The 24535-nt window shown below is 38.9% G+C and carries 29 protein-coding genes; 1 reads left to right on the forward strand and 28 read right to left on the reverse strand.

Annotated elements, in window-relative coordinates; translation table 11 throughout:
* Positions 1–160 precede the first annotated feature (160 nt).
* From NMM19_RS00215 to budA, 8 genes are all read right to left on the reverse strand, one after another.
* Complete coding sequence (locus NMM19_RS00215) at positions 161–910, reverse strand: MBL fold metallo-hydrolase (protein ID WP_178895147.1); 750 nt, start codon at positions 908–910, stop codon at positions 161–163.
* A 205-nt stretch (positions 911–1115) separates the two neighbouring features.
* Positions 1116–2186 carry an ABC transporter substrate-binding protein gene (locus tag NMM19_RS00220; protein ID WP_178895148.1) on the reverse strand — a complete coding sequence of 357 codons (1071 nt, stop codon included), beginning with the start codon at positions 2184–2186 and terminating at the stop codon, positions 1116–1118.
* Positions 2183–2956, reverse strand: coding sequence for an ABC transporter permease (locus NMM19_RS00225; protein ID WP_178895149.1), 774 nt, complete (start codon positions 2954–2956; stop codon positions 2183–2185). The genes NMM19_RS00220 and NMM19_RS00225 overlap by 4 nt, the downstream gene beginning before the upstream one ends.
* A complete protein-coding gene (locus tag NMM19_RS00230) occupies positions 2953–3759 on the reverse strand; it encodes an ABC transporter permease (RefSeq protein WP_000754116.1) in 807 nt (268 codons plus the stop codon). The genes NMM19_RS00225 and NMM19_RS00230 overlap by 4 nt, the downstream gene beginning before the upstream one ends.
* A complete protein-coding gene (locus NMM19_RS00235) occupies positions 3740–4897 on the reverse strand; it encodes an ABC transporter ATP-binding protein (RefSeq protein ID WP_036754586.1) in 1158 nt (385 codons plus the stop codon). The genes NMM19_RS00230 and NMM19_RS00235 overlap by 20 nt, the downstream gene beginning before the upstream one ends.
* Before the next feature lie 134 nt (positions 4898–5031).
* Positions 5032–5937, reverse strand: coding sequence for a UDP-N-acetylmuramate dehydrogenase (gene murB / locus NMM19_RS00240; protein ID WP_178895151.1), 906 nt, complete (start codon positions 5935–5937; stop codon positions 5032–5034).
* Between the two features lie 118 nt (positions 5938–6055).
* Complete coding sequence (locus NMM19_RS00245; protein ID WP_178895152.1) at positions 6056–6805, reverse strand: YhfC family intramembrane metalloprotease; 750 nt, start codon at positions 6803–6805, stop codon at positions 6056–6058.
* 12 nt (positions 6806–6817) lie between these two features.
* Complete coding sequence (gene budA, locus NMM19_RS00250; protein ID WP_178895153.1) at positions 6818–7546, reverse strand: acetolactate decarboxylase; 729 nt, start codon at positions 7544–7546, stop codon at positions 6818–6820.
* A 133-nt stretch (positions 7547–7679) separates the two neighbouring features.
* Between budA and NMM19_RS00255 the strand changes: the two genes are divergently transcribed.
* On the forward strand, positions 7680–8975 hold the full coding sequence (locus tag NMM19_RS00255; protein WP_178895154.1) for a PLP-dependent aminotransferase family protein: 1296 nt from the start codon (positions 7680–7682) through the stop codon (positions 8973–8975).
* Between the two features lie 151 nt (positions 8976–9126).
* Here NMM19_RS00255 and NMM19_RS00260 read toward each other — a convergent pair whose 3' ends face one another.
* The 20 genes from NMM19_RS00260 to hprK form a co-directional block, all read right to left on the reverse strand.
* On the reverse strand, positions 9127–9942 hold the full coding sequence (locus NMM19_RS00260; protein ID WP_178895155.1) for an ABC transporter substrate-binding protein: 816 nt from the start codon (positions 9940–9942) through the stop codon (positions 9127–9129).
* 118 nt (positions 9943–10060) lie between these two features.
* Positions 10061–10528, reverse strand: a complete 468-nt coding sequence (locus NMM19_RS00265; protein WP_178895156.1) for an NUDIX hydrolase — start codon at positions 10526–10528, stop codon at positions 10061–10063.
* Between the two features lie 92 nt (positions 10529–10620).
* On the reverse strand, positions 10621–11274 hold the full coding sequence (gene phoU / locus NMM19_RS00270) for a phosphate signaling complex protein PhoU (protein WP_178895157.1): 654 nt from the start codon (positions 11272–11274) through the stop codon (positions 10621–10623).
* Positions 11275–11284: 10 nt separating this feature from the next.
* Positions 11285–12043, reverse strand: coding sequence for a phosphate ABC transporter ATP-binding protein PstB (gene pstB / locus NMM19_RS00275; RefSeq protein WP_178895158.1), 759 nt, complete (start codon positions 12041–12043; stop codon positions 11285–11287).
* Between the two features lie 12 nt (positions 12044–12055).
* The gene (gene pstB / locus NMM19_RS00280) at positions 12056–12859 is read right to left on the reverse strand and encodes a phosphate ABC transporter ATP-binding protein PstB (protein WP_075228284.1); all 804 of its coding nucleotides are present in this window, start codon (positions 12857–12859) and stop codon (positions 12056–12058) included.
* Between the two features lie 10 nt (positions 12860–12869).
* Positions 12870–13754 carry a phosphate ABC transporter permease PstA gene (gene pstA / locus NMM19_RS00285; RefSeq protein ID WP_178895159.1) on the reverse strand — a complete coding sequence of 295 codons (885 nt, stop codon included), beginning with the start codon at positions 13752–13754 and terminating at the stop codon, positions 12870–12872.
* Positions 13744–14661, reverse strand: coding sequence for a phosphate ABC transporter permease subunit PstC (pstC, locus tag NMM19_RS00290; RefSeq protein ID WP_006148223.1), 918 nt, complete (start codon positions 14659–14661; stop codon positions 13744–13746). Before pstC ends, pstA begins: the two co-directional genes overlap by 11 nt.
* Positions 14661–15539: a phosphate ABC transporter substrate-binding protein PstS gene (locus NMM19_RS00295; protein WP_178895160.1), complete on the reverse strand. Its 879-nt coding sequence runs from the start codon at positions 15537–15539 to the stop codon at positions 14661–14663. Before NMM19_RS00295 ends, pstC begins: the two co-directional genes overlap by 1 nt.
* Positions 15540–15648: 109 nt before the next feature.
* On the reverse strand, positions 15649–16962 hold the full coding sequence (locus NMM19_RS00300; RefSeq protein WP_178895161.1) for an RsmF rRNA methyltransferase first C-terminal domain-containing protein: 1314 nt from the start codon (positions 16960–16962) through the stop codon (positions 15649–15651).
* 6 nt (positions 16963–16968) lie between these two features.
* Positions 16969–17736, reverse strand: a complete 768-nt coding sequence (locus NMM19_RS00305; RefSeq protein WP_178895162.1) for an inositol monophosphatase family protein — start codon at positions 17734–17736, stop codon at positions 16969–16971.
* Positions 17726–18004 (reverse strand): UPF0223 family protein, encoded by a 279-nt coding sequence (locus NMM19_RS00310; RefSeq protein ID WP_004252549.1) that lies wholly within the window; start codon positions 18002–18004, stop codon positions 17726–17728. The genes NMM19_RS00305 and NMM19_RS00310 overlap by 11 nt, the downstream gene beginning before the upstream one ends.
* A complete protein-coding gene (locus NMM19_RS00315) occupies positions 18005–18406 on the reverse strand; it encodes a Spx/MgsR family RNA polymerase-binding regulatory protein (protein WP_006148218.1) in 402 nt (133 codons plus the stop codon).
* Between the two features lie 146 nt (positions 18407–18552).
* Positions 18553–19176, reverse strand: coding sequence for a TIGR01906 family membrane protein (locus NMM19_RS00320; protein ID WP_178895163.1), 624 nt, complete (start codon positions 19174–19176; stop codon positions 18553–18555).
* Positions 19166–19939, reverse strand: a complete 774-nt coding sequence (locus tag NMM19_RS00325) for a TIGR01457 family HAD-type hydrolase (RefSeq protein ID WP_178895164.1) — start codon at positions 19937–19939, stop codon at positions 19166–19168. The genes NMM19_RS00320 and NMM19_RS00325 overlap by 11 nt, the downstream gene beginning before the upstream one ends.
* A 10-nt stretch (positions 19940–19949) precedes the next feature.
* Positions 19950–20687: an acyl-[acyl-carrier-protein] thioesterase gene (locus NMM19_RS00330; RefSeq protein WP_178895165.1), complete on the reverse strand. Its 738-nt coding sequence runs from the start codon at positions 20685–20687 to the stop codon at positions 19950–19952.
* 4 nt (positions 20688–20691) lie between these two features.
* Positions 20692–21822: a radical SAM family heme chaperone HemW gene (gene hemW, locus NMM19_RS00335; protein WP_178895166.1), complete on the reverse strand. Its 1131-nt coding sequence runs from the start codon at positions 21820–21822 to the stop codon at positions 20692–20694.
* An 86-nt stretch (positions 21823–21908) separates the two neighbouring features.
* Positions 21909–22304 (reverse strand): YtxH domain-containing protein, encoded by a 396-nt coding sequence (locus NMM19_RS00340; RefSeq protein WP_178895167.1) that lies wholly within the window; start codon positions 22302–22304, stop codon positions 21909–21911.
* A 14-nt stretch (positions 22305–22318) separates the two neighbouring features.
* On the reverse strand, positions 22319–22702 hold the full coding sequence (locus NMM19_RS00345) for a DUF948 domain-containing protein (protein WP_024053556.1): 384 nt from the start codon (positions 22700–22702) through the stop codon (positions 22319–22321).
* A 1-nt stretch (position 22703) separates the two neighbouring features.
* Positions 22704–23492 (reverse strand): prolipoprotein diacylglyceryl transferase, encoded by a 789-nt coding sequence (lgt, locus tag NMM19_RS00350; protein ID WP_178895168.1) that lies wholly within the window; start codon positions 23490–23492, stop codon positions 22704–22706.
* Entirely contained in the window at positions 23485–24420 is a 936-nt protein-coding gene (gene hprK / locus NMM19_RS00355; protein WP_178895169.1) for an HPr(Ser) kinase/phosphatase, read from the reverse strand. The genes lgt and hprK overlap by 8 nt, the downstream gene beginning before the upstream one ends.
* Positions 24421–24535: the final 115 nt, after the last annotated feature.

The following is a 24535-nucleotide window of genomic DNA, read 5'->3' on the forward strand; positions in this document are numbered from 1 at the left end:
TAGCATGATTTTCTATCTTAGATGGCTCGCAGCACCGCCAATTCTCTGAACTAAGATGGAGAGAAAATCAATTCTCAACTCTAGTATTATATCGTTTTTAGAGAAGTTCGTCAAGGTTTATCCTCTTAAAGATACTGCATCAAATAATAAATTCTGAAACTTAGATACTAATCGTCTCTCCTACAGAAAGAGTTTTATAATTAGCATCTATTACTTCTTTTTTTGTCGTCTGGTAATGACTATAATCCTCAATATGAATTGGATAAATATTTTTTGGTTGAAGTGTAGATTCTAATTGCTGTAACATCTTTAAATTCATTGTGAATGGACCACCAAATGAATCTGATTTAACAGCTCCAAGGTTTGCAAAAATAGCATCAATTTTTCGGGAAACAAAATCTGTTACCCTTGGATATAAAATCGTGTCACCTGTAAAGTAGATTATTTTAGTTTGCAAAGGAGCTGTGATTGTTATTTGATATCCATTAACCTTACCAACTATTTTTTGCATTATATAATTACTCGCATGATAAGCTGGTACAGCTTTTATAGCAATTTGATATTCATCAACTGAAAACAACTGCTCTTCTCCCCAATTTAAAACTATATTATTTAAGCATGATAATCCTTCTGTGATTTTTCTGTTAGGAGTAATTACAGTTTTATCCCTTAGGTATCCCTTTCCTACATCATCTAAATGATCTTTATGACCATGAGTTATTAACCATAAATCAACTTTGTTAAAAAGAGTCATATCATGATAAACATCGGTCTTTTTCTCAGATAGAAAACCTTTGAACTGGACCAAAGTACCTTTAGGAGATAAATCAGGGTCAATTCCTATATGAAATTTGTCATCTACGGAAATGACTCCACATGCAACTCCACAATAAGTAAACGAAATAGACATAATACTCCTACAAATACTTCCCAAATCACTTTTTCTATGAAAAGATAGATTCCTTATGATTAGAAAAATTATAACACGATTCACAAATTATTACTACTTAACACTTGTAACAATAATAAAACCTAGCTATAGAAACTTTACTAGTTACACATAGCTAGGTTTTGTTTTACTTTAATTGAAATTATTTACGACAGTTGGAAAGCTCCTACTTCCGATACATCTTAAATTGTAGGAAGAGGTCGCTGTAGATTCCTGTCCATTTATGGTCAAACTTCTCATAAACTTCTAGGTGTTTCATAGTATCTGCATCTGGATAGAAGGACTTATCCTCTTTTGTCTCCTCTGGGAGCATTTCCTTAGCAGCATTGTTTGGTGTTGAATAACCGACATACTCTGCATTCTTGAGAGCATTTTCAGGCTTCAGCATAAAGTTGATAAATGCATAAGCTGCTTCCTGGTTCTTAACTGTCTTAGGTATCACCATATTGTCAAACCAGAGGTTACTTGCTTCTGTCGGTACGACGTATTTGAGGTTAGGATTCTTTTCCAACATCTGGCTAGCTTCCCCTGAGAAAGTCACACCGATAGCAGCATTATTCTGAATCATGTAACCCTTCATCTCATCGGCTACAATAGCCTTGATATTAGGAGTCAACTCATACAGTTTATCAACCGTTTGTGACAGTTGCTCTGGACTTTTTGAGTTAAGGCTATAGCCTAGTGAGTTAAGACCTAAACCAAGAACCTCACGCGCCCCATCAAAGAGCATGATCGAATCCTTGTATTCTGGTTTCCAGAGGTCATCCCAATGTTCAGGCGCTTCTTCCACCATGGTTTCATTGTAGACAATTCCCAAAGTTCCCCAGAAATATGGGATTGAGTACTGGTTGTTTGGGTCAAAAGACTGGTTGAGAAACTCTGGACCGATATTCTCAATTCCCTCAATCTTACTATAATCCAGTGGAACTAGAAGATCTTCATCCTTCATCTTGTTAATCATGTACTCACTTGGGATAGCAATATCATAGGTTGTTCCACCCTGCTTGATTTTCGTGTACATGGCTTCGTTAGAGTCAAAGGTTTCGTACTGAACTTGGATTCCCGTTTCTTCCGTAAATTTCTCCAGAAGTTCAGGATCGATATAGTCTCCCCAGTTGTAGATAACCAATTTTTGACTATCACGGCTATTGATTTTACTATCAAGATGGTAAGAAATTCCCCACAAGACGAGGATAATCGCTAAAATTCCTGCTAAAAATGAATAGAGTCGTTTCATGCTTTCTCCTCCTTCTCACGTGAAATGAAGTAATATCCAACTACTAGGATAATACTAAAGAGAAAGACCAAGGCTGAAAGAGCATTGATTTCAAGCGAAATTCCCTTACGAGCCCGAGAGTAGATCTCAACTGAGAGGGTTGAAAAACCATTCCCCGTTACAAAGAAAGTCACGGCAAAGTCATCTAGGGAATAGGTGAAAGCCATAAAGTAACCTGCGATGATAGACGGCGTTAAGTAAGGAAGCATGATTTCTTTAAACATCTGGAACTGACTAGCCCCAAGGTCATAGGCTGCATGAATCATATCTCCATTCATCTCTTTCAATCGTGGCAAGACCATGAGCACTACGATTGGAATCGAGAATGCTACATGACTGGAAAGTACCGTCAGAAAGCCAAGTGAAAACTTGAGTTGGGTAAAGAGAATCAAGAAACTGGCACCAATCATAACGTCAGGAGCAACCATCAAAATGTTATTAAGTGATAGAAAGGCTTCTTGGTATTTTTTGCGTGATTGGTAAATATAGATAGCACCGAAAGTCCCAATAACAGTCGCAATCAAGGCTGATAGAAAGGCTAGTAAAAAGGTTTGAACCAAGATAAGCATGAGCCTTCCATCACCAAACATGGTTTCAAAGTGAGTCCAGCTAAAACCTGTAAAGCTGTTCATATCATCCCCGGCATTGAAGGCATAGCCAATCAGGTAAAAGATTGGCAAATAAAGGACGATAAAGACAAAGGCTAGGTAAATATTCGATAATTTTTTCATCGTTCTCTCCTTTCCTTAGTCACCCACATGGTGATAAACATGGTCAGGATAAGAACAACACCGATAGTTGACCCCATACCATAGTTGTCATTGGTCAAGAAGTTCTGCTCGATGGCAGTCCCCAAAGTAATCACTCGGTTCCCCCCAATCAAACGTGTCAACATGAAGAGACTCAAACTTGGGATAAAGACAGATTGAACTCCGCTTCGCACCCCGTTCATAGACAGAGGGAAGATGACATGACGGAAGGTTTCCCACTTGGTTGCACCAAGGTCATAGCTGGCATTGATGAGATTGTTATCCATATCATCCAAAACATTGAAGATGGGCAAAATCATAAATGGAAGCTCGATATAGCTTGCGACAAAGATAAATGAGAAATCTGTAAATAGCAACTGCTGAGAACCAATTCCGATGAATTCTAGAAATTGATTAATAGAGCCATTTTGACCAAAAATTCCGATAAAGGCATATGCCTTAAGGAGAAGGTTGATCCAGGTTGGCAAGATGATTAGCATGAGCCAGAGTTGACGGTGTTTGAGACGAGTCAAAAAGAGGGCTGTTGGATAACTGATAAGAAGCGTCACCAGAGTCACAATCCCAGCATAAAGAACAGAGTTAAAACTCATTTTGAGATAGGTCAAGTTTTGTGACGCAAAATAGGATTTATAGTTTTCTAAACTAAACTGGCCTTCGATGTTGAAAAATGATTGTCCAAAAATCAAGACCAAGGGTGCCAATACAAAGAGTGCAATCCAAAGCATGTAGGGCACTACAAAGAGTTTAGAGGTTGTTTTCTTCATCTCTTTCCTCCTCGATAGCGTTTATCAAACCTGCTTCATGCTCTTCGATTTCTACGTACTCTTCGATACGAGCATCGAACTCTTCTTCTGTTTCATTGAGACGCATGATGTGGATGTCTTCTGGTTCAAAGTCCAGACCGATTTCCTCACCAACGATGGCCTTACGAGTCGAGTGAATCATCCATTCGTTACCGAGTTCATCATAGGCGATAATCTCATAGTGAACCCCACGGAAGAGTTGCGTATCGACTTTAACTTGAAGTTTTCCTTCTTCTGGAAGAGTAATGCGCAAGTCCTCTGGACGAATGACGACTTCGACAGGCTCGTTTGGCTTCATCCCACCATCGACCGCTTCAAATCGTTTGCCATTGAACTCGACCAAATAGTCCTCAATCATGGTCCCTGGCAAGATATTTGATTCACCGATGAAGGTGGCTACAAAGTGGTTGATAGGCTCGTCGTAGATGTCAACTGGTGTCCCAGACTGAACAATCTCACCGTCATTCATGACAAAAATCCAGTCACTCATGGCCAAGGCTTCTTCCTGATCGTGAGTAACAAAGACAAAGGTGATGCCCAAGCGTTGTTGCAGTTCACGTAGTTCGTACTGCATGTCTGTCCGCAACTTCAAGTCAAGTGCTGACAAAGGCTCATCCAAGAGCACCACACGAGGCTGGTTGATAATCGCACGCGCAATAGCTACACGCTGACGTTGTCCTCCAGATAATCTACGGATAGAACGTTTTTCATATCCTTCAAGCTGTACCATCTTGAGAACTTCTAAGACACGTTTTTCGATTTCTTTTTTATCGACCTTGCGTAATCGCAATGGAAAGGCAACATTTTCAAAGACATTCATATGCGGGAACAAGGCGTAAGATTGGAAGACCGTGTGAACATCGCGCTTATTGGTCGGGATGTCATTGATACGAACACCGTCTAGCAAAATATCACCCGTCGTTGCATCCAACAAACCGGCGATAATATTTAGAATGGTTGATTTTCCTGAACCAGAAGCTCCTAGCAGTGTATAAAATTTTCCTTCTTCCAACTCAAAGTTAATATCCTTGAGAACCTTAGTGTCACTATCTTCAAAAACTTTAGAAACGTTTCTGAATTCGATAATTGGCTTTTTCAATTCCTCTAAATTCCTTTTTCTTCGTAAATTAACAGATTGGGACCTTGTTAAATGCTAGCAATAACTGTAAGGAATTGACCCAAACCATATCTAGCGATAAAATCCCAATCTTTGTATAATGTGTAATAATAATGTTATTCGTGCTCACCCAAGATACGAACTTCTCGCTCTAAGGTAACACCTGAATGTTCTCTAACTTTGTCAATGACAGACTCAATTAAGTCTTCATAATCTCGAGCAGTCCCATCAGCCACGTTTATCATAAAGCCTGCATGTTTTTCTGAGACTTCGACACCACCGATACGGTAGCCCTTCAAACCAGCTTCTGAAATCAATTGCCCTGCAAAATGCCCGACTGGACGTTTAAAGACAGAACCACATGATGGATATTCCAAAGGTTGTTTGAGTTCTCGAAGGTGGGTCAAACGTTCCATTTCTTGATTAATAGTCTCATAATTCCCTGGAGATAGTGCAAATTTAGCTGATAAGACTACTGCTCCAGAATCTTGAATAGCTGAATGACGATAACCAAAGGCTAAATCCTTAGCTGATAAAGTCACGATTTCCCCATCCTTGGTCAATACTTTGCAAGACTGCAAAATATGAGCAATCTCACCTCCATAAGCACCAGCGTTCATAAAGACAGCTCCACCAACGCTTCCTGGAATTCCACAGGCAAACTCAAAACCAGTCAAGCTATGGCGTAGAGCAATACGAGTGGTCTCAATCAAGTTAGCACCTGCTTCTGCTTCAATGGTGTAACCATCGACCGAAACATTGTTGAGCTTGTCACACATAATGACAAAGCCACGAATTCCGCCTTCTCGGACAATAATATTACTGGCATTTCCAAGAACCATCCATGGGATATTTTCTTGATTAGCGAACTTAACCACACGGGCCATCTCATAATGATTGCGAGGAAAAGCTAAGTAATCTGCCTTCCCTCCGACTTTGGTATAGGTATAAGTTTTTAATGGCTCATCGAATCGAATATCAATTCCTTCTAATGTTTCTTTTAATTTATCTAGTACTGTCATATCTCTCATCCTTTTATAAAATCCATTCTATTATACCATTTTTAGCGATTTTTTTCGACGATTTGAAAAGCTTTTTTATTCACACAAGTAAAAAAGAGGTCAGACCTCTTTTGCATGATTATTCTTTATACAAGATGGTTTTTGTAAAGTATACAAATAGAACAACTTCCATTGCTAACAATCCTTCAACAAGAAGCGGATTTGAAATCCAACCAACCTGAGATAGACTCGGAGCCAGATCAAAGAAGGCATGTAAACCATAAGCAGTTACTAGATAAATCCAATTCTTTTGACGAACTGCTTGATAGACCCAGAAAGAGAGACCGATTTGCATAATAAGAGCAAGCACACGCTCAACACCTAGTAAATAAACCTGCCAAGCAGATAGAGATTGAACTGTTTCGAGAGTAGTTTTCGGAAGGAGATTTGCCAAATCTGGATTTGAAGACTCTAATAACGAAAAGAGAATCAAAAGACTAATCAAGCTTCCCATTCCGAGGTAGAGCAATTCTAAGCCACCATGACCAAGTCCATAGGCGAGGGCATCCGAATCTTCCAAAGCTCTCTTCTTCTCTAACCATTTAAAGAAGACAAGTCGAGCCGTTTCTTCAAAGAGAGCTGCCATAGCAATTCCATAAAGGACATATAAAAAAGGGTGCTCCTGCATAAGCGAAATGGTTCCATCTTTTTGTGGATGAAGCACCAAAAGGTGAACAATTTTCTCCAGTACTTGAGATGATACAAAAAATGCAACTGCCCCAAGTCCTAAAACTGAAAGGTTAATCTTGTACTTCTTTTTTGAGAACCAAATGGCAGCTATGAGAATTACAAATAAAGCTATCATTGTGATTATTACATGAATTTTCATACTTTTCTCCTTTTATTCAGCCTGATCGATATCTTTTTTCATCTCATCAACATTGAACTTAGCAAAGAGGTACTGACGATCCTGGACAGGGAAACGTTGATCCAACTGATCGACAGCTCCAACCTCTACGATTCCTTCCTTGATGACAAAGTCCATAACGTGACCACCAAAGGTTAGGTCATCTGAGATAAAGTGCAAATGATAACCTGCGACACTGACACCATGGAAAATTTCAGGTGTCCAGAATCCAACGATAGTCCCAGAGACATTTTCGCAACTATATTCAGGCTGATGAGTCGCAACCTCAGCAAACTTTGTTTCAGTTGTTGATTTTGGAATCATGCGAACATGCATGTGTTTAAAGTCACCATGAATTTTGATAGAGCGGAAGAGGTTTTCTCCATCATAATAGGACTCGATACGTTTTTCTAGTTCCTGATCAGTCATTTCAAAACGCTGGCGAAAAATGACTTCTGCCTGATGGGGTACAACTGCTGCATAGGGAATCAGCGCGTCTGGTGAAACTTCAACGATTTCAGGCTTCTCACCTGAACCCTTAGCTTGATAGGCTTTACCATCTAAGACAATTAACTCCCCATCAATAGAGTCCAAGGTTCCTAGCCCTAAATCTCCATGTTCCAATAACTCACCAACTGTCATGGTCCCGCCGTAAAGTCCTGCCATCAAGGCTCCCAAAGTATTATATTGGAATAATTTAACTGGTTCTTGCACCTTTATCATCTCACTCTTCTTTGAAAATTTTACTTACTAAGTATATCACATTTCTGATTAGAATTGAATGCTGGAAAGCCTTTTAACATTGCCAAACGTCTAAAAAAAAGGTACAATGTAACAAAATCAAGAGAGGTCTGGAATGAAGCAAGAAAGTAAGTACGAACAAGTTGTTCACTATCTAAAAGAAGAGATTGAATCAGGAAAACTTCAAACAGGAAGTCGTCTACCTTCTATCCGAAAACTCAGTCAAGACTTCCACTGCAGTAAAGATACTGTGCAGCGTGCACTTTTGGAACTCCGATACGAGAAATACATATACTCCAAACCTCAAAGTGGCTATTATGTTTTAGAACAACAAGCTAGCCACGAAGACCTCGTTATCTCGGTCAATGACGAACATGCTGCTGCCTATGATGATTTTCGTCTTTGTGTCAATGAAAGCTTGATTGGTCGAGAAAATTATCTCTACAACTACTATGAACACCAAGAGGGTTTAGAAGAATTACGAAAGTCTGTTCAGAAACTACTGTTTGACCAAGCTATCTATAGTAAACCCGATCAATTAGTCATGACAACTGGAACCCAACAAGCACTGTTTATTCTTTCTCAAATTGACTTTCCAAGTAAGGGCCAAGAAATACTGGTCGAACAACCAACCTATCACCGAATGAACCAACTTCTGCTGGCTCAAAATATTCCCTATCAAACCATTGAACGTCGCGTGGATGGCATTGACCTGAAAGAACTTGAGAAACATTTTAAAAGTGGTAACATTAAGTTTTTCTACACCATTCCTCGATTCCACTATCCGCTGGGTCATTCATATTCTGAAGAGGAGAAACGTGCTATCCTTGATCTAGCAGCCAAATATCAAATTTATATTGTTGAAGATGATTATCTGGGAGATCTAGATCCTAAAATGGGACAAACCTTTCATTATTTGGACCAAAATGATTTGGTCATCTACATCAAGTCTTTTTCAACAAGTATTTTCCCCGCACTTCGAATCACTGCTCTCATACTTCCAAATGTTATGAAAGAAGCTTTTGTCTCTTATAAAAACATTCTGGACTATGATAACAACCTCATTATGCAAAAGGCTTTATCTCTCTATATTGATAGTCAACTCTTTGAAAAAAATAGAGTAGCAAGATTGGCACTGCAAGAGAAAAGTCAAGACTTCATTCATAAGCTATTAAAATCTTATCCCCTTTCCCTACCAAACTATCCTCTCCATGATGGACTTTTGCTTGATCTCAGGAACTATCCTAAGATTGCAAGCCTCAAACATAGCTCTTTAAATCTAGACTTTTTCGAATCGTCCTACATTGAGACTTGCCCTTATCAATTTGCTAAGGTTCCTTTAGAAAATCTTGAAACAACTTTAAATTACTTAAAAACAGAGAGTGGGACAGAAATCGGTAATTCGTTATAATTCGATTTCGTCGTCCCACCTCCGCACAGTTGAGTAAGGCTGTAAAAGCTGATGAAATCAGCGTAGTAGAGCCCACTCAACCACTGCGTCTTGCTTGATAATCCAATGACAATTGAGAGGCTAGGACTTTTGTCCCAGCCTCTGTTATTTTTTATTGCTCTACTTCTGTTAGCTTGGCAGCTTTTTCAAGATATGTTTGATAAGTACCGTCATCTTTCAGTTTTTGAATAACCTTATCAACTACTTCCTTCAAATCTGAATTGCCTTTCTTGATAGCAACTGCATTTTCTTCGCCTTCTTTCATAGTTAAGCTTACTGTTGCGACAACCAAGTCAGCATTTTTTGTTGCATAGCTGAGGGCTACTGGCTCGTCCATATGAACAGCATCAACCTTACCTGATTGAAGTTCATTAACAGCTTCACCCATATTTGTCAATGAAGTCAACTGCGCTTTAGGAAGTTGCTCTTTGACCATAGATTCAGGGACAGTTCCTTTTTGAGCTGCAATATTTGCACTTACTAGAGAATCCAAATCTTTGTATTTTTCAAGATCAGTTTTTCTGATTAGGAAGCTAATTTTGTTTTCATAGTAAGGAATTGAGAAATCAAAGACTTCTTTTCTTTCTTCAGTTGCACTGATTCCCGCAATGGCCAAATCTGCTTTCCCTGTTTGAAGGCTGGTCAAGACATTATCAAAACTCATGCTTGAAACTTCCAATTTCACTCCAAGTTCATCAGCGATAGCTTGTGCCATATCAATATCAGCTCCTACGACTTGGTTCTTGCCATTCACAAGTGCTTGAAACTCAAATGGAGCATAGTCTGGACTAGTTGCGACCACCAATTTTCCTTTTTGTTTGATAGCCTCTACTGCAGACTGTGAGCTTGAGCTAGACGATTGGCAAGCTACTAAAAAGAAACTTGCAAGAAAACTACATAAAACAAATATCCATTTTTTAAATTTCATAAATAAACAGCCTCTCTATTAATTTTGTATAATTATAACTTATTTAAAAATAATTGTCAACATTTTCTTGCGTTTTCCATAAAATATATTTATAAAAAATACAAATTCAATGATTGGTTTATCTATCTATTGGGAAACAATTTTCAAAAAAATCATTAATCATATCTTGATGTTGCTGGTTTACAATTGTGATATTTTGCATATCTCTGTGATCAAACAACCCTAATTCTAAGGTTTCGTCGCTCGTAAAAACATTTGTAGAGATTGAAGTTTCAGATGTAACTAAATACAACATTGTAATAACTTGTGCCTCATCACCATTTGGATAACTATCTGAATATTTTGTATAAACATTTAAGAGTTTTTTCACTGTTACTTTCACTCCAGTTTCTTCATAAAACTCTCGCACTAATGCTTCTACAGCCGATTCACCTAATTCAATAGCACCACCTGGTAAACCCCAAGTTCCTTTGTCTGCTCGTTTTTGTAATAATATTTTCCCTGTTTGACTTAAAATTCCACAAGTAAAATTTAAAATAATTTTATCTTTTCCAACTTTTTTTCTTATACTCTGTATATAGTTCATTATTCACCCCTGACAAAGAAAACTATCGATACAATGAAAGCTTACTATATTAAAAAGTAAGCTTTCACAATAATTATTATCTTCTAAATATTTTACAATTCAACAATCTTACCCGTTTCAAAGTAAACAACCCATTCACAGATATTCTTTGCATAGTCACCGATGCGCTCCAAGTAAGAAATAACTTGGAAATAATCACGACCTGTGACAATAGCATCCGGATTCTTTCTGATTTCTTCAGTTGCCAAATCACGAATATTTTCGAAGTAATGGTTGATTTTTTCATCCATGGTTGCAACTTCGTAGGCCTTATCAACTGATCCGTTAAGGTAAAGTTCAAGAGTTGTTTCCACAAAATCTTTAACATCGCGTCCCATGTTTTTGATTTCTTCCTCAACTGCTGGGATACGTTGTTCACCCTTCATACGAATAGTAGCTTCAGCAATGGATACTGCGTGGTCCCCCATACGTTCCAAGTCTGAAACAGCCTTTAGAACAGTTAGAACTGTACGCAAGTCTTGTGAAACAGGCTGTTGAAGTGCAATAATTTCAAATGATTTCTTTTCAAGTTTTACTTCATATTCATTTACTTCTGCGTCTTCCTCGATAACTTCTTTTGCCAAGTCACGGTCATGTGTCACAAAAGCTCGTACTGTACGATTGATTTGGGAAAGAACTTCTTGTCCCATCGCGTAAAATTGGTTGTGCAATTTCTCTAAATCTTCTTCAAATTGAGATCGTAACATCTTTTTCTCCTTATCCAAATTTACCTGAAATGTAGTCCTCAGTTTCTTTATTTTGAGGATAGAGGAACATTTCCTTGGTATCGTTAAATTCTATCAAATCTCCATTAAGGAAAAAGCCTGTTTTATCAGAGATTCGAGATGCTTGCTGCATGGAACGAGTAACCAAAAGCATGGTGTACTTGTCTTTTAGACCATACAAGGTTTCCTCAATCTTACCCGCAGAAATAGGGTCCAAGGCTGAAGTTGGTTCATCCAAAAGGATAATTTTAGGACTAGTCGCCAATACGCGCGCTACACAAACACGTTGCTGTTGACCACCTGAAAGACCAATAGCAGAGTCATGCAAGCGATCCTTGACCTCATCCCAGATTGAAGCACGCTGTAAAGCTTTCTCCACTGCTTCATCCAAGACCTGCTTGTCCTTTTCTCCATTTATACGGAGACCATAGACGACATTTTCATAGATAGACATAGGGAAAGGATTAGGTTGTTGAAATACCATTCCAATTTCCTTACGCAATTCAACTGTATCGGTACGAGGACTATAGATATTGTGACCATTATAGACCACTGAACCAGTTGTCGTCACTTCAGGATTAAGGTCACCCATTCGGTTAATAGCCTTGAGCAGGGTTGACTTCCCTGAGCCTGATGGTCCGATAAGGGCTGTAATTTCCTTGGGTTGAAATGATAAGGAAACACTATTCAAGGCCTTCTTTTTATTGTAATAGACTGACAGGTCTGAAACCTGCAAAATCGGTTCTGTCATACTGTTCCCTTTCTAACCAAAGTGTCCTGTTACATAGTCATTGGTTGACTGTAGCTTAGCATTTTGGAAAATATTAGCAGTCTTATCATATTCAATCAAGTCACCCAAGTAGAAAAATCCTGTGTAGTCACTAGCACGCGCAGCCTGTTGCATACTGTGGGTTACGATGATAATGGTAAAGTCCTTCTTCAACTCCAACATAGTTTCCTCAAGTTGAGCTGTCGCAATCGGGTCCAAGGCTGATGCAGGTTCATCCATCAAGAGAATATCTGGTTTAACAGAGATGGCACGAGCGATACAAAGACGTTGCTGTTGACCACCTGATAGGGTTAAGGCAGACTTATGAAGGTCATCTTTGACCTGATCCCAGAGGGCAGCCTGACGAAGAGAGGTTTCTACAATTTCATCTAGGACTTTCTTGTCCTTAACTCCTGCACGTTCATGTGCAAAAGTAATATTACGATAGATTGATTTTGCAAATGGATTTGGACGTTGGAACACCATTCCGATATGTTTACGCATTTCATAAACATTGATTTCAGGACGGTTAACGTCAATACCTCGATAGAGAATCTGTCCTGTCACCTTAGCAATATCAATGGTATCATTCATACGGTTGAGACTGCGAAGGTAGGTTGATTTCCCTGATCCAGACGGACCTATCAAGGCCGTGATTTTGTTTTTTTCGAATTGCATATCGACGCCCTTAATGGATTCGTTTTTACCGTAGTAAACATGTAAATCCTTAGTAGAGAGGGCCACTTTTTCTTCTGGAAAGGTAATGATATGCCTTTCATCCCAATTATATTTTGACATGGCTTCTCCTTTAGGCAGCGGTTAATTTCTTGTGTAGGTAGCTTCCGAGTTTGCGAGCTCCAAAGTTAAAGATTAAGATAAAGATTAGGAGCACCGCTGCAGAACCTGCTGAAACAAGTGTTCCATCAGGAATAGTTCCTTCACTGTTGACTTTCCAGATATGAACAGCCAAGGTTTCTGCTTGACGGAAGATTGAGATTGGACTGGTTACGCTGAGGACATTCCAGTTTGACCAATCAAGAGCTGGTGCTGATTGTCCTGCTGTGTAGATAAGAGCTGCAGCTTCACCAAAGATACGACCTGATGCAAGTACTACCCCAGTAACAATACCAGGTAAGGCTTCGGGGATAACGACATGAAGAACTGTTTCCCAACGTGAAAGTCCAAGTGCTAAACCTGCTTCACGTTGCGTATGGTGAACGTGCTTCAAACTGTCTTCAACATTACGTGTCATCTGTGGAAGGTTAAAGACGGTTAAAGCCAAGGCACCTGAAATAATTGAAAATCCATATTCAAACTGAACGACAAAGATAAGGTAACCAAAGAGACCGACTACAACGGATGGTAGAGAAGACAAGATTTCAATACAGGTACGGACAAAATTTGTAATCCGACCTTTTTTAGCATACTCTGCTAGGAAAATTCCAGCTCCCATTGAAAGAGGTACTGAGATAAATAAGGTAATCACCAAAAGGAAAAAGGAATTATAAAGCTGAATTCCAATACCACCACCTGCTTGATAGGAGGATGATTTTCCTGTCAAGAATGACCAAGAAACATGAGGTAAACCTCGAACCAAGATATAAAGAATCAAGGAAGCTAGAATGGTCACAATGATTCCTGCGATGGTGTAGAGGATAGCTGTTGCAAGTTTATCTAATTTCTTAGCGTGCATAGTTTTTCTTTCCTCTCTCTTTTGTAATCAGTTTAATGACACTGTTAAAGGCCAAGCTCATCAAAAGCAATACTAAGGCCAGTGACCAAAGAACATTATTATCAACAGTTCCCATAACGGTATTACCGATTCCCATGGTCAATACAGATGTCAGAGTCGCTGCTGGTGTTGTCAATGAAGTTGGAACAACTGCTGAGTTTCCGACCACCATCTGAATAGCTAGGGCTTCACCGAAAGCACGCGCCATTCCGAAGACTACTGCCGTAAAAATACCTGAACGAGCAGCCTTCAAGGTTACACGCCAGATGGTTTGCCAACGAGTCGCTCCCATGGCTAAACTTGCTTCACGGTAGTGACGAGGAACCGCACGTAGGCTATCTGTTGTCATGAAGGTTACAGTCGGCAAAATCATAACAAAGAGAACGAAAATTCCTGATAAAATACCGAAACCTGTTCCACCAAAGACAGTACGTACAAATGGTACCACGACCTGCAAACCTATAAATCCATAAACTACTGAAGGAATCCCAACTAAGAGTTCAATAGCAGGTTGCAAAATCTTAGCTCCTTTTGGAGACACCTCTGTCATAAAGACTGCTGCCCCAATGGCAAATGGTGTTGCAATCAGAGCTGATAGAATGGTAACGATAAAGGAACCTAAAATCATTGGAAGGGCGCCAAACTGTTTACCTGAAGGGTTCCAAGTTGCACCAAAGAGAAAATCAAAGATATTCACACCATTGACAAAGAAGGTTGACAAACCTTTTTGGGCTACAAAGATTAAAATCATAGCAACGATGATGACAATCAAAGAAAGGCAAGCAAAGGTTAGACCTTTTCCTAATTTCTCAAGACGAGAGTTTTTTGAAGGAGAGAGCAATTTTTTTGATAATTCTTCTTGATTCATTATTGGCTCCCTTCTAGCGCTGTCACAGTACCTGCAGCATCTTTTTCGACTTTCATTTCCTTGACAGAAATATAGCCCATTCCTTTAACAATTCCATTCTGCGCTTCGTCTGAAAGAACAAAGTTCAAGAATTCGGCAACCAATTCATTTGGCTCACCAAGTGTATACATATGTTCATAAGACCACAAAGGCCAATTATTCGTGGTTACATTCTCTGAAATTGGTTCATAACCATTGAGTTTGATTGTCCCAACAGAATCATCGACATAGGCAAATGCTAGGTAGGAAATAGCTCCAGGGGTTTGGGAAACGATGGACTTCACCATACCGTTTGAATCCTGCTCCTGACTTTGAACCGCTGACTGACCATTCATAATCACACTGTCAAAAGTCGCACGAGAACCTGAGCTCGCAGCACGGTTGATAATAGAGATTGCTAAATCTTTACCACCAACTTCTTTCCAGTTGGTAATTTCACCTGTAAAAATTTTGCGAAGTTGTTCTGTCGTAAGATTATCAACATCTACTTCTTTGTTGATGATAACAGCTATCCCCGCAACAGCTACCTTGTGGTCAACTAAGGCAGATGCATCGATTCCGTCTTTTTCCTCGGCAAATACATCCGAATTACCGACGTCTACCGCTCCAGACTGGACTTGAGACAGACCTGTACCAGATCCACCACCTTGAACATTGACTGTTTTACCAATGTGAGCTGACGCAAACTCATCTGCTGCCGCTTCGACTAAAGGTTGAAGGGCAGTTGAACCTACAGCTGTCATAGATTCCCCACGATCAATCCAACTTGCACATCCTGCTAGCGAACCAGCAAGTAAAAGAGTTGCAAGAGAGATGGTGAGTTTTTTAAATTTTTTCACTATTTGTCTCCTTGAAAATAATGATGAATAGCTTGAATTTTTGCCCTTATTTTCTATTGTTCTCAGGGAAAATCCATACTTCCACTATAACATAGAATACTGTTTTTGACTAGTTTTTCACCTTAAACCTCAAACCCTTAGGGAAATAATTCTTTAAGGTATTTCCGGTTACTTTTGCAAAACCTAGACCATTTCCACCAACCAAAACTTGGTACCAACCATTTGGCAGAGTTTCAGCTAATTGGACCGTTTCACCAGCCACATATTTGACAAAGTCTTCTTGATGAATTTCGATTTCTTGCTTGACTTGGCTTGGTTTTAAAGCTAGGCCAAGAGCAAAACTTGGTTCAAAACGTTTCTTCTTAAAAGTCCCGAGATGAAGACCATTACGAGCAATTCTAAGTTTTCCTAAATCTGGTAGGATTTCTGGCAAGAGATAAAGCTGGTCTCCGAAAACTTGTAGAACACCGGTCAGTTTTTCTTTAAGGTGCTTTTTCTCAAAATCCTGCCATAAGGAAATCTGTTCACGAGATAAGTTGGATTTAGAAGGTTTGAACTTCCCAGCCTTGTTTTGACCTTTAAACTGAAGATGGGCCACGAACTGACCTTCTCCCTTAAAGTGATGAGGGTACATTCTAGCTGTTTCAGTTAAATCAATCCCAGGTACCATTCCATTGATGTGTTGGATTGGAATCAATTCAAAATTATAGCTATCCAGTAACCATTGGACGATTTCTTCGTTTTCTTCTGGCGCCCAGGTACAGGTTGAATAGACTAGTCGACCACCATCAGCCAACATAGTAACTGCATCTGCTAAAATCTCACGTTGTAAACTAGCGCACTTACTAGGATAATCAACACTCCAATAATCCATAGCGTCAGGTTGTTTACGAAACATCCCTTCTCCTGAGCAAGGTGCATCTAAAACGATCAGGTCAAAATAGCCTTTAAAAACCTTGGCTAAACGGTCTGCTGATTCATTGGTCACAACGACATTAGTCGCGCCAAAGCGTTCCATATTTTCAACTAAAATCTTTGACCGTTTACTTGAAATCTCATTTGAAACAAGAAGACCGTCTCCTGCAAGATAGGAGGCCAGTTGAGTGGATTTCCCACCGGGAGCCGCTGCCAAGTCTAAGACCTTCATACCTGGCTTTGGCTGGGCTACTTGAGCGACCATTTGTGCGGCAGGTTCTTGTGAATAGACCAAGCCAGTTACATGTTCTGGTGATTTCCCTGAAACCTTCCCATAGTAGCCCCAGGGTGTATTGGGAATAGCATCTGAAAAAGAAAGCTGTCTTTCTTTTAAAGGGTTGATACGAAAAGCAGAAACAGCCTCATCATCAAAAGAGGCAAGAAAAGCTCTTGCCTCATCTCCCAATATTGTTTCGTATTTTTTTACAAATCCATCTGGAAATTGCATGTAGGTTTATTTCCTTTCATAGATATAGGATTGAATCTCATCTTTCATCTCGACTGGCACCATCATAACGGCCTGTCTTGTTTGAAAATCGACTTCCTCACCAGCAATCGTAAAAACCTTATAACCCAAACTCTCACCTAGGATACTTGCGGCCGCATAATCCCAAGGTTGTAAATAAGTGATATAAGTTAAAAGTCGACCTGATAGCACCTTGGCAAAACTAATAGCGGCGCTGCCATAAACTCGTGTTCCAAGTGCAGCATTTCCCAAATCCGCTAAGCCCCATTCGTTAGTCGCTAGCATTCCAGAATTACCAGCTACCAAAAATTCTCTCAAGGGTTTCTTTTTAAAAAGTGGCAAAGGTTCGTCATTGCGACAGGGCGGGAAGTCTCCTCCACCATGGTAACAATCACCTTTCATGACATCATAAATAATACCAAACTTACCAATACCATCCTCAAAATAGGCCAGCATAACGGCAAAATCTTCACCTTGTGCTACGAAGTTGTTGGTTCCATCAATAGGATCAATAATCCATACAGAACCTTGTCCTACTGCTGCACGCATGCAGCCTTCTTCTGCACAAAATAGATCATCTGGATAGCGAGAACGGATTTTTTTAATAAGTAAGTCTTGAACTTCTTTATCTAATTTAGTTACCAAATCTGTAGGGGAAGACTTTCTCTCAACATGGAGATCTTCTTTCATATGTTGGAGAATGTATTCCCCAGCTTCCCTGACAATTTCTTTGGCAAATGTAAATTTATTTTCCAAGTGAAATCTTCCCTTCTCCTTTTTCTTTGGCCAACTGGACTGCACGGTAGAAAGAGTATCCACTAACTGATTCAAACTCACGTCCCAAACGTTTTTCTTCGCTCTTGCTAGGCACAACTGACTTGAATACCTTGTAGGAATCTAATAGTTTCTTAGCATCTACCTGTGTTTCATAGGCAGCTTCAACATCATTAAAAAAAGAAAGCACTGAAGCAAGTTCTTCAGTGCTCCACGACAAATCTAGTGGGTAACTATACTGTTTATTCATCTAATTAATACCAGCTCTTAATGTAGCTTCTTTCAATTCTTGCTTACGGTAACTGCGAGGAAGAAATGCACGAATCTCATCTTCATTAAAGCCAATCTGCATACGTTTATCATCAATGATGATTGGACGACGCAAAAGACTAGGATATTGCTCAATTAAATTAAGCAACTCTGTCACCGAGATACTTTCCACATCGATATTTAACTTTTGGAAAATTTTTGAACGAGTTGAAATGATGTCATCGGTACCGTTTTCGGTCAAGGAAAGAATGTGTTGTAATTCTTTTCTTGATAAAGGACTGGTCATAATGTTGTGCTCTTGGAAAGGCACTTTATGATTATCAAGCCAGGCCTTTGCCTTACGACATGATGTACAACTCGGTGATAAAAATAGTGTAATCATGCTATTCTCTTCTTTGCATACTTTTCTCACTCTATTATACAAAAAAATAAAGCGCTTGACTAGTTATTTCCGTAAAAAAACCTATTTTTTCAAGAAAAATAGGTTTTTCGCACATTCTTTTAAAACATTTTTATGCATTTATTCTTTTAATTGCCTGTTTTTCGACTTTTAAGGTACATAAATCCAAAAATCAACTCATACAAGCAGAAAAATAGGAGAAAGGCATGCAGGAAAAAGTCCTCTGGTAGAATAAGAATGACTGGGTCTTTTGCTGGATCAAAAAGCCAGGTATCATCACCTACAAAAAGAATTTGATGAAACAATGTAAAGAATTGTTCAAACCCAATGAAGACACCAACTAAACCAAGAACCAAAGGTAAAGACAGCATAATCAAGAGACCTCTGCGATATAGAGACAGAAAACCTTTCTGAATGACTTGCTTCCAAAAAAGATAAAAAATCGGTAGGGTAACTATCGCTACTCCTTGCGCTAGGTGAAAGAGTCCCTTGACAACCTCAAAATGATGAATCCCAGAGGCAGACGAAGGAAAATCCGGCATTGCTAATACCTGACTCAATGGATTGGTCAAATAATTCATCAACACATTAAAGTTATGCTGGATTGTCTGAGGTTGAACATGAACACGACTTGTCAGATTTAACCAAGAAATCTCCAGAGGGTAAACCAACCAAGACAGGTAGATGGTCAATAAAATAGCAAGCGAGAGGAGAAAGAGAAGACTTCCTCCGAAAGTTAATTTAGTTTTCATCGAAATTCCACTCCGCTAGACTTGAGAAGACATGAGTTGGGGCGATTGGTAAATCTGCTACTTCTTCAGGTTTTGTAAAACCAGTAGTTACTAACAAAGTTGGAATTCCATTATCGATACCAGCTCGAATATCAGTCAGGTAATTATCGCCCACCATGACAATTTCTTGGCGCTCAAGTCCTAGATGTTCAACAGCCTTGTCCATAATAATCGCATTTGGTTTTCCAATATAAACTGGTTTTACGCGAGTTGCTGCTTCTAGAAGAGTAATCAGTGAACCAGCACCAGGTAAAAGTCCACGTTCTGTTGGAATATTTAAATCTGGATTGGTGCCGATAAAATGAGCACCTTTATGGATAGCTAGGGTTGCAGTAGCAAATTTTTCATAGTCAACTTGCCAGTCCAAACCTACAACCACATAGGCTGGATTTTCTTTATCTTCAACATAACCAGCTGCTTGAATGGCTTCCTTGAGCCCAGCTTCTCCAATCACATAAACTGTCTTTTCAAGTCCCAGGTCATTCATGTAATCAATGGTCGCTAAGGTTGCAGTATAGATTGTCGATACAGGCGTGTCAATATTAAACTGATTTGCCAACATCTCTTGAACACTTTCAGGTGTACGAGTAGTGTTGTTTGTTACAAAAAGATAAGGAATTTCCTTTTTCTGCAGCTCATGTACAAAAGCTTCTCCCGCTGGGATTCTATCTTTACCCTTGTATATTGTTCCGTCTAAATCAATTAAATAACCTTTATAAGTCATATATTTCCTTCTAATCTTTTTTAATTTCTTGCCAAGTTATCTTTGCCTGAGCATTGATGTCGCCATCACTTGTGACTTGGTGATTACTTTCTAGTCCATTCAATTCGTAACTAGAAGTAATCATACCACCTGGTCGAACTTCCTTGACATACTTGAGGTTGATTTTTTTAGGAATATGATTGGTTAGGAAATCTGCCCCCATAACTTCAAAAACCCAGTCCAGATATTTGCTGTTATTGACGTGGCCATTCATATCCAAGTCATAAAAACGAACGTGGTAATCTTTGCTAATCGCTTCTTCTAGCTCTGCATATTTTGGCCCGCGAAGGAGTTTCTTAGAAAACTCAGATTGATAAGGGGCGACTATTTCAGGTTCTACAGGATGAACCTTCCGACTCTCACGATCCATAAGGACAAAGGTAGCTACCATGTGAATGATTTCTTGACCATCTTCATCATAAATAGTAAAACGGCGGTAGCAAAATAGACGATTGTAAGTCAAGGCTTCCGTTTCAATTGTGATTTCCTCAGCAAATTGAGGTAAACGTACAACATCGATATCATAATCAGTGATAATCCAGACTAGATTATACTGTTCTAAAACATCCTTGTCACTCACTCCTAGATTAATTGATTGCATTCCTGATACTTGCAGGGACAACAAGATAACATCTGGTAGCTTGATATGGCCATTCATATCAGCCATATCAAAAGGAATTTTCATCTTCATTTGATAAGTTAAGCCCATAATTCTACTCCAATATAAATCGTTCTGCTACTGTATCTCCTAAAAAGAGACCTTTTTTTGTCATTCGTATTTGTTGACCTTCTACTTGTAAAAGACCTTGATGACATAAATCTCTTACAACTTGACCATATAAATTTTCAAAAGATGTGCTAAATTTTTCTTCGAATCTTGCTTTTGAAACTCCTGTCTTCTTGCGAAGTCCAAGAAACATCTCTTCTTCCATTTGTTCCCTTAGACTCAGATGTTCTTCATGGATGCGAGCATTTCCCTCTTCTACTGCCTTCAAATAATGGCGGATAGGACCATGATTTTTATAGCGAACACCATTGACGTAACCAGAAGCACCAGCACCAATACCATAATACTCAGCATTATCCCAATACATGAGGTTATGACGACTTTCAAAACCTGGTTTTGAAAAATTTGAAATTTCATAATGCTCAAAACCAGCTCTCTCTAATTCAGCAATGATATATTCGAACATTTCAGCTTCTACTTCTTCTTTAGGAAGTGGTAACTTCCCACGACGCATACGATTCATAAAGACCGTATGGTTTTCCAAAATCAAGCTATAAAGACTCATGTGGGGAATGTCCAAAGCGATGGCCTTGGCAACATTGTCCTTGACCTGGTCCATAGTCTGACCAGGAAGAGCGTAGATCAAGTCAATGGAAATATTATCAAACCCTGCTAACTTGAGACGATCAATATTTTCATAGATATCTTTCTCCAAATGACTACGACCAATTTTTTTCAGCATTTTGTCATCAAAGGTTTGGACACCCAACGAAACACGGTTGACCGCTGAATTTTTCAAAACTGCAATCTTGTCCTCATCCAAATCACCAGGATTAGCCTCAATGGTTAATTCCTCTAAGACTGACAAATCTAAGTTTTTAGTCAATCCATCCAGAAGCACCTCTAACTGTGGCGCAGACAAGGCTGTCGGTGTTCCTCCCCCAATATAGAGAGTACGTAACTTCTGAATGTCATAAGAATGAAATTCTTGCAGTAGATGTTCTAGATAGCTGTCTACTGGTTGATTTTTAATAAAGACCTTAGAAAAGTCACAATAATAACAGATTTGTGTACAAAATGGAATGTGCACATAAGCTGATGTTGGTTTCTTCTGCATAGTATTTATTATACCACAAAGACTTCCCTCAAGAAAAAAAATCACCATCTCCGACTCTAAGGGAATCAAAAATGGTGATTTCTATTTTAATCTTCTTTGATTTCGATGATGATTTCTTGACCTTCTTCTGGGTCTTCAACAACTACTTTTTCTTCCAATTGTTCCTTGAGATTGTTCAAGGTCTCTTTTGAAGCTTCAGTAGCTTGTTGAGCTAAAGATTTAGATTTCTCAAGAACTGAATCCAAGGTAATTTCGCCTGATTCTACTTGTTCTTTTGTCTTTAGAACAAAATCTCTGGTTTGTTCTTTGACTTCTGTCAATTTTTCGATTGCTTGTTCCTTAGCATATTCTGGATCTTCTCTCAGATCTTCAATAAAGTCTTGTGCCTGACTAGTAACACGTTTCCCTTTTTCACTTGTTAGAAACAAGGCAACAGCCACACCTGAAACAGTTCCTAAAAGGATTGATGATAATTTACCCATGAGTTATCTCCTTTTTATTTTTTAAAAAATTTACTTGCAATACGAACGGCAGATAAGCCTGCACTAGTCTTTAATGTTTTTGAACCTGCAGATGATGCTTTTTTACTCAAGACACGAGCCTGCTCATTTAAGTCAGAGACAGAAACAGAAAGGTCTGCAACTGCTGTAAAGAGTGGATCAATGGTTGCAACTTTAATATTGATATCATCAGCAAGAACATTGACCTTGGCAAGAAGTTCATTTGTGTGATGTAGAGTAACATTTACATCTGAAGTTAGCGTTTTAACAGTATTTTCAGTTTCATCGATTACACGTCCAACTTTTTGAAGGGTAATAATCAAATAAACAATAAATACAATCAAGGCAATAGCCACAATAATATAAGCAACTTCTAACATTTTAATTCTCCTTTTTTACATTATAAAATGGTGCTTTTTTCCGATTTTGATAAACGATAATATAAATACCAAGTCCAATTAATAGAACAGACAACCACTGAGATACTCGAAGTCCAAAGAACATGAGACTATCTGTACGCATGCCCTCAATAATCATACGTCCAAAACCATACCAAATTAAGTAAAAGGCTATGATATGACCACGACGAATACCATTTAATCGGCGTCTAAAAATAACAATCAAAGCAAAACCAATCAGGTTCCAGATAGATTCGTATAAGAAAGTTGGTTGACGATAAGAACCATCAATATACATCTGATTCTTAATAAAACCAGGTAAATAATCAAGGTTTTCTACAACTGCTCCGTAAGCTTCTTGGTTAAAGAAGTTCCCCCAACGTCCTAGACTCTGAGCAATCATGACACTCGGAGCTGCAATATCTAAGAAATCCCAGGTATTGATTAATTTACGGTCTGCGAAAATATAAAGTACAATCGCTCCGGTAATTAGACCGCCGTAAATCGCAAGACCACCATTCCAGACAGCAAATATCTCCCCTAAATGTTGGCTATAATAGTCAAATTTAAAAATAACATAGTAAAGTCTCGCGCCGATGATTGACAAAGGGAAAGCCACTAAGATAAAATCCAGAATATCTTCTGATAAGATTTTCTTTTTAGGAGCTTCTTTACTTGCCAAATATACCGCTAAGATAAGGCCGGAAACGATACAAAGTGCATACCATCTAATGGCAAATGGACCTATTTGAAAAGCAACTGGATCAATCATTTTGCACCTCGTTCTTTTCAATTAATTTCGTCAATCTTTCTTCAAACAGACGCGTCGCATCAAAGCCCATTTCCTTAGAACGATAGTTCATGGCAGCAGCTTCGATAACTACAGAAATATTGCGCCCTGTTTTAACTGGGATGCGGATACGTGGAATGGTAACTCCAGAAACTTCTAGTTCTTCAGCATTATTTCCTAAGCGATCAAAGGTCTTATTTGTATCATAATTTTCCAAATAAACAGCTAGCTGAACTTGTGAAGAATCCTTAACTGCACTGGCACCGTATAGACTCATGACATCAATGATCCCTACTCCACGAATTTCGATCAGATGTTTCAAGATTTCAGCAGGTTCACCCCAGAGAGTCATTTCATCCTTAGAATAGATATCTACCCGATCGTCTGCTACCAAACGGTGACCACGTTTAACTAGTTCTAAACCTGTCTCACTCTTACCGATTCCACTATCACCTTGAATGAGAACACCCATACCATAAATATCCATTAGGACCCCATGTACACTTGTACGTTCCGCTAAGCGGGAGTCCAAATAACTAGACAGTTCTCCAGAAAGACGACTTGTAGCTGTGCGACTTGTTAAAATTGCGATTTTACATTCTCTAGCTGCCTTTAACATTTCCTCAGGAACAACTAGACCACGCGCAACAATAACTGCTGGTGTTTCTGGTAGGAACATTTTTTTCAAAACAGTATAACGGTTGTGAGAAGACATACTGATCAGATAGGACCATTCCTTCATCCCCAACAATTGAATACGCTCTGGAGTATAGTAATCAAAATAGCCTGTCATTTCGAGACCAGGTCGCGTTATATCTGCAGTATTAATTTCCTTTTCAAGTAATTCAGGCTCCCCATAGACAATGTCTAATCTAAGCTTCTCAATTACTTCTTTTACTGAAACCGACATATATTTCTCCTTAAATCGAGTTCTCTTACTATTATATCAGATTGTAGGAAGAAGTTTGTATTTTTTACCGTGTTTACGCTATTAATTTATCTGATAATATTTGAACGATACAAAA

Source organism: Streptococcus sp. CF8_St5-17 (genome assembly GCF_024295665.1).
GTDB lineage: Bacteria > Bacillota > Bacilli > Lactobacillales > Streptococcaceae > Streptococcus.

Coding starts and splice junctions, on each gene's coding strand:
- NMM19_RS00215 (WP_178895147.1), bottom strand. CDS start 910: ATGTCTATTTCGTTTACTTATTGTGGAGTTGCATGTGGAGTCATTTCC.
- NMM19_RS00220 (WP_178895148.1), bottom strand. CDS start 2,186: ATGAAACGACTCTATTCATTTTTAGCAGGAATTTTAGCGATTATCCTC.
- NMM19_RS00225 (WP_178895149.1), bottom strand. CDS start 2,956: ATGAAAAAATTATCGAATATTTACCTAGCCTTTGTCTTTATCGTCCTT.
- NMM19_RS00230 (WP_000754116.1), bottom strand. CDS start 3,759: ATGAAGAAAACAACCTCTAAACTCTTTGTAGTGCCCTACATGCTTTGG.
- murB (WP_178895151.1), bottom strand. CDS start 5,937: ATGACAGTACTAGATAAATTAAAAGAAACATTAGAAGGAATTGATATT.
- NMM19_RS00245 (WP_178895152.1), bottom strand. CDS start 6,805: ATGAAAATTCATGTAATAATCACAATGATAGCTTTATTTGTAATTCTC.
- budA (WP_178895153.1), bottom strand. CDS start 7,546: ATGATAAAGGTGCAAGAACCAGTTAAATTATTCCAATATAATACTTTG.
- NMM19_RS00255 (WP_178895154.1), top strand. CDS start 7,680: ATGAAGCAAGAAAGTAAGTACGAACAAGTTGTTCACTATCTAAAAGAA.
- NMM19_RS00260 (WP_178895155.1), bottom strand. CDS start 9,942: ATGAAATTTAAAAAATGGATATTTGTTTTATGTAGTTTTCTTGCAAGT.
- NMM19_RS00265 (WP_178895156.1), bottom strand. CDS start 10,528: ATGAACTATATACAGAGTATAAGAAAAAAAGTTGGAAAAGATAAAATT.
- phoU (WP_178895157.1), bottom strand. CDS start 11,274: ATGTTACGATCTCAATTTGAAGAAGATTTAGAGAAATTGCACAACCAA.
- pstB (WP_178895158.1), bottom strand. CDS start 12,043: ATGACAGAACCGATTTTGCAGGTTTCAGACCTGTCAGTCTATTACAAT.
- pstB (WP_075228284.1), bottom strand. CDS start 12,859: ATGTCAAAATATAATTGGGATGAAAGGCATATCATTACCTTTCCAGAA.
- pstA (WP_178895159.1), bottom strand. CDS start 13,754: ATGCACGCTAAGAAATTAGATAAACTTGCAACAGCTATCCTCTACACC.
- pstC (WP_006148223.1), bottom strand. CDS start 14,661: ATGAATCAAGAAGAATTATCAAAAAAATTGCTCTCTCCTTCAAAAAAC.
- NMM19_RS00300 (WP_178895161.1), bottom strand. CDS start 16,962: ATGCAATTTCCAGATGGATTTGTAAAAAAATACGAAACAATATTGGGA.
- NMM19_RS00310 (WP_004252549.1), bottom strand. CDS start 18,004: ATGAATAAACAGTATAGTTACCCACTAGATTTGTCGTGGAGCACTGAA.
- NMM19_RS00315 (WP_006148218.1), bottom strand. CDS start 18,406: ATGATTACACTATTTTTATCACCGAGTTGTACATCATGTCGTAAGGCA.
- NMM19_RS00320 (WP_178895163.1), bottom strand. CDS start 19,176: ATGAAAACTAAATTAACTTTCGGAGGAAGTCTTCTCTTTCTCCTCTCG.
- NMM19_RS00325 (WP_178895164.1), bottom strand. CDS start 19,939: ATGACTTATAAAGGTTATTTAATTGATTTAGACGGAACAATATACAAG.
- NMM19_RS00330 (WP_178895165.1), bottom strand. CDS start 20,687: ATGGGCTTAACTTATCAAATGAAGATGAAAATTCCTTTTGATATGGCT.
- hemW (WP_178895166.1), bottom strand. CDS start 21,822: ATGCAGAAGAAACCAACATCAGCTTATGTGCACATTCCATTTTGTACA.
- NMM19_RS00340 (WP_178895167.1), bottom strand. CDS start 22,304: ATGGGTAAATTATCATCAATCCTTTTAGGAACTGTTTCAGGTGTGGCT.
- NMM19_RS00345 (WP_024053556.1), bottom strand. CDS start 22,702: ATGTTAGAAGTTGCTTATATTATTGTGGCTATTGCCTTGATTGTATTT.
- lgt (WP_178895168.1), bottom strand. CDS start 23,492: ATGATTGATCCAGTTGCTTTTCAAATAGGTCCATTTGCCATTAGATGG.
- hprK (WP_178895169.1), bottom strand. CDS start 24,420: ATGTCGGTTTCAGTAAAAGAAGTAATTGAGAAGCTTAGATTAGACATT.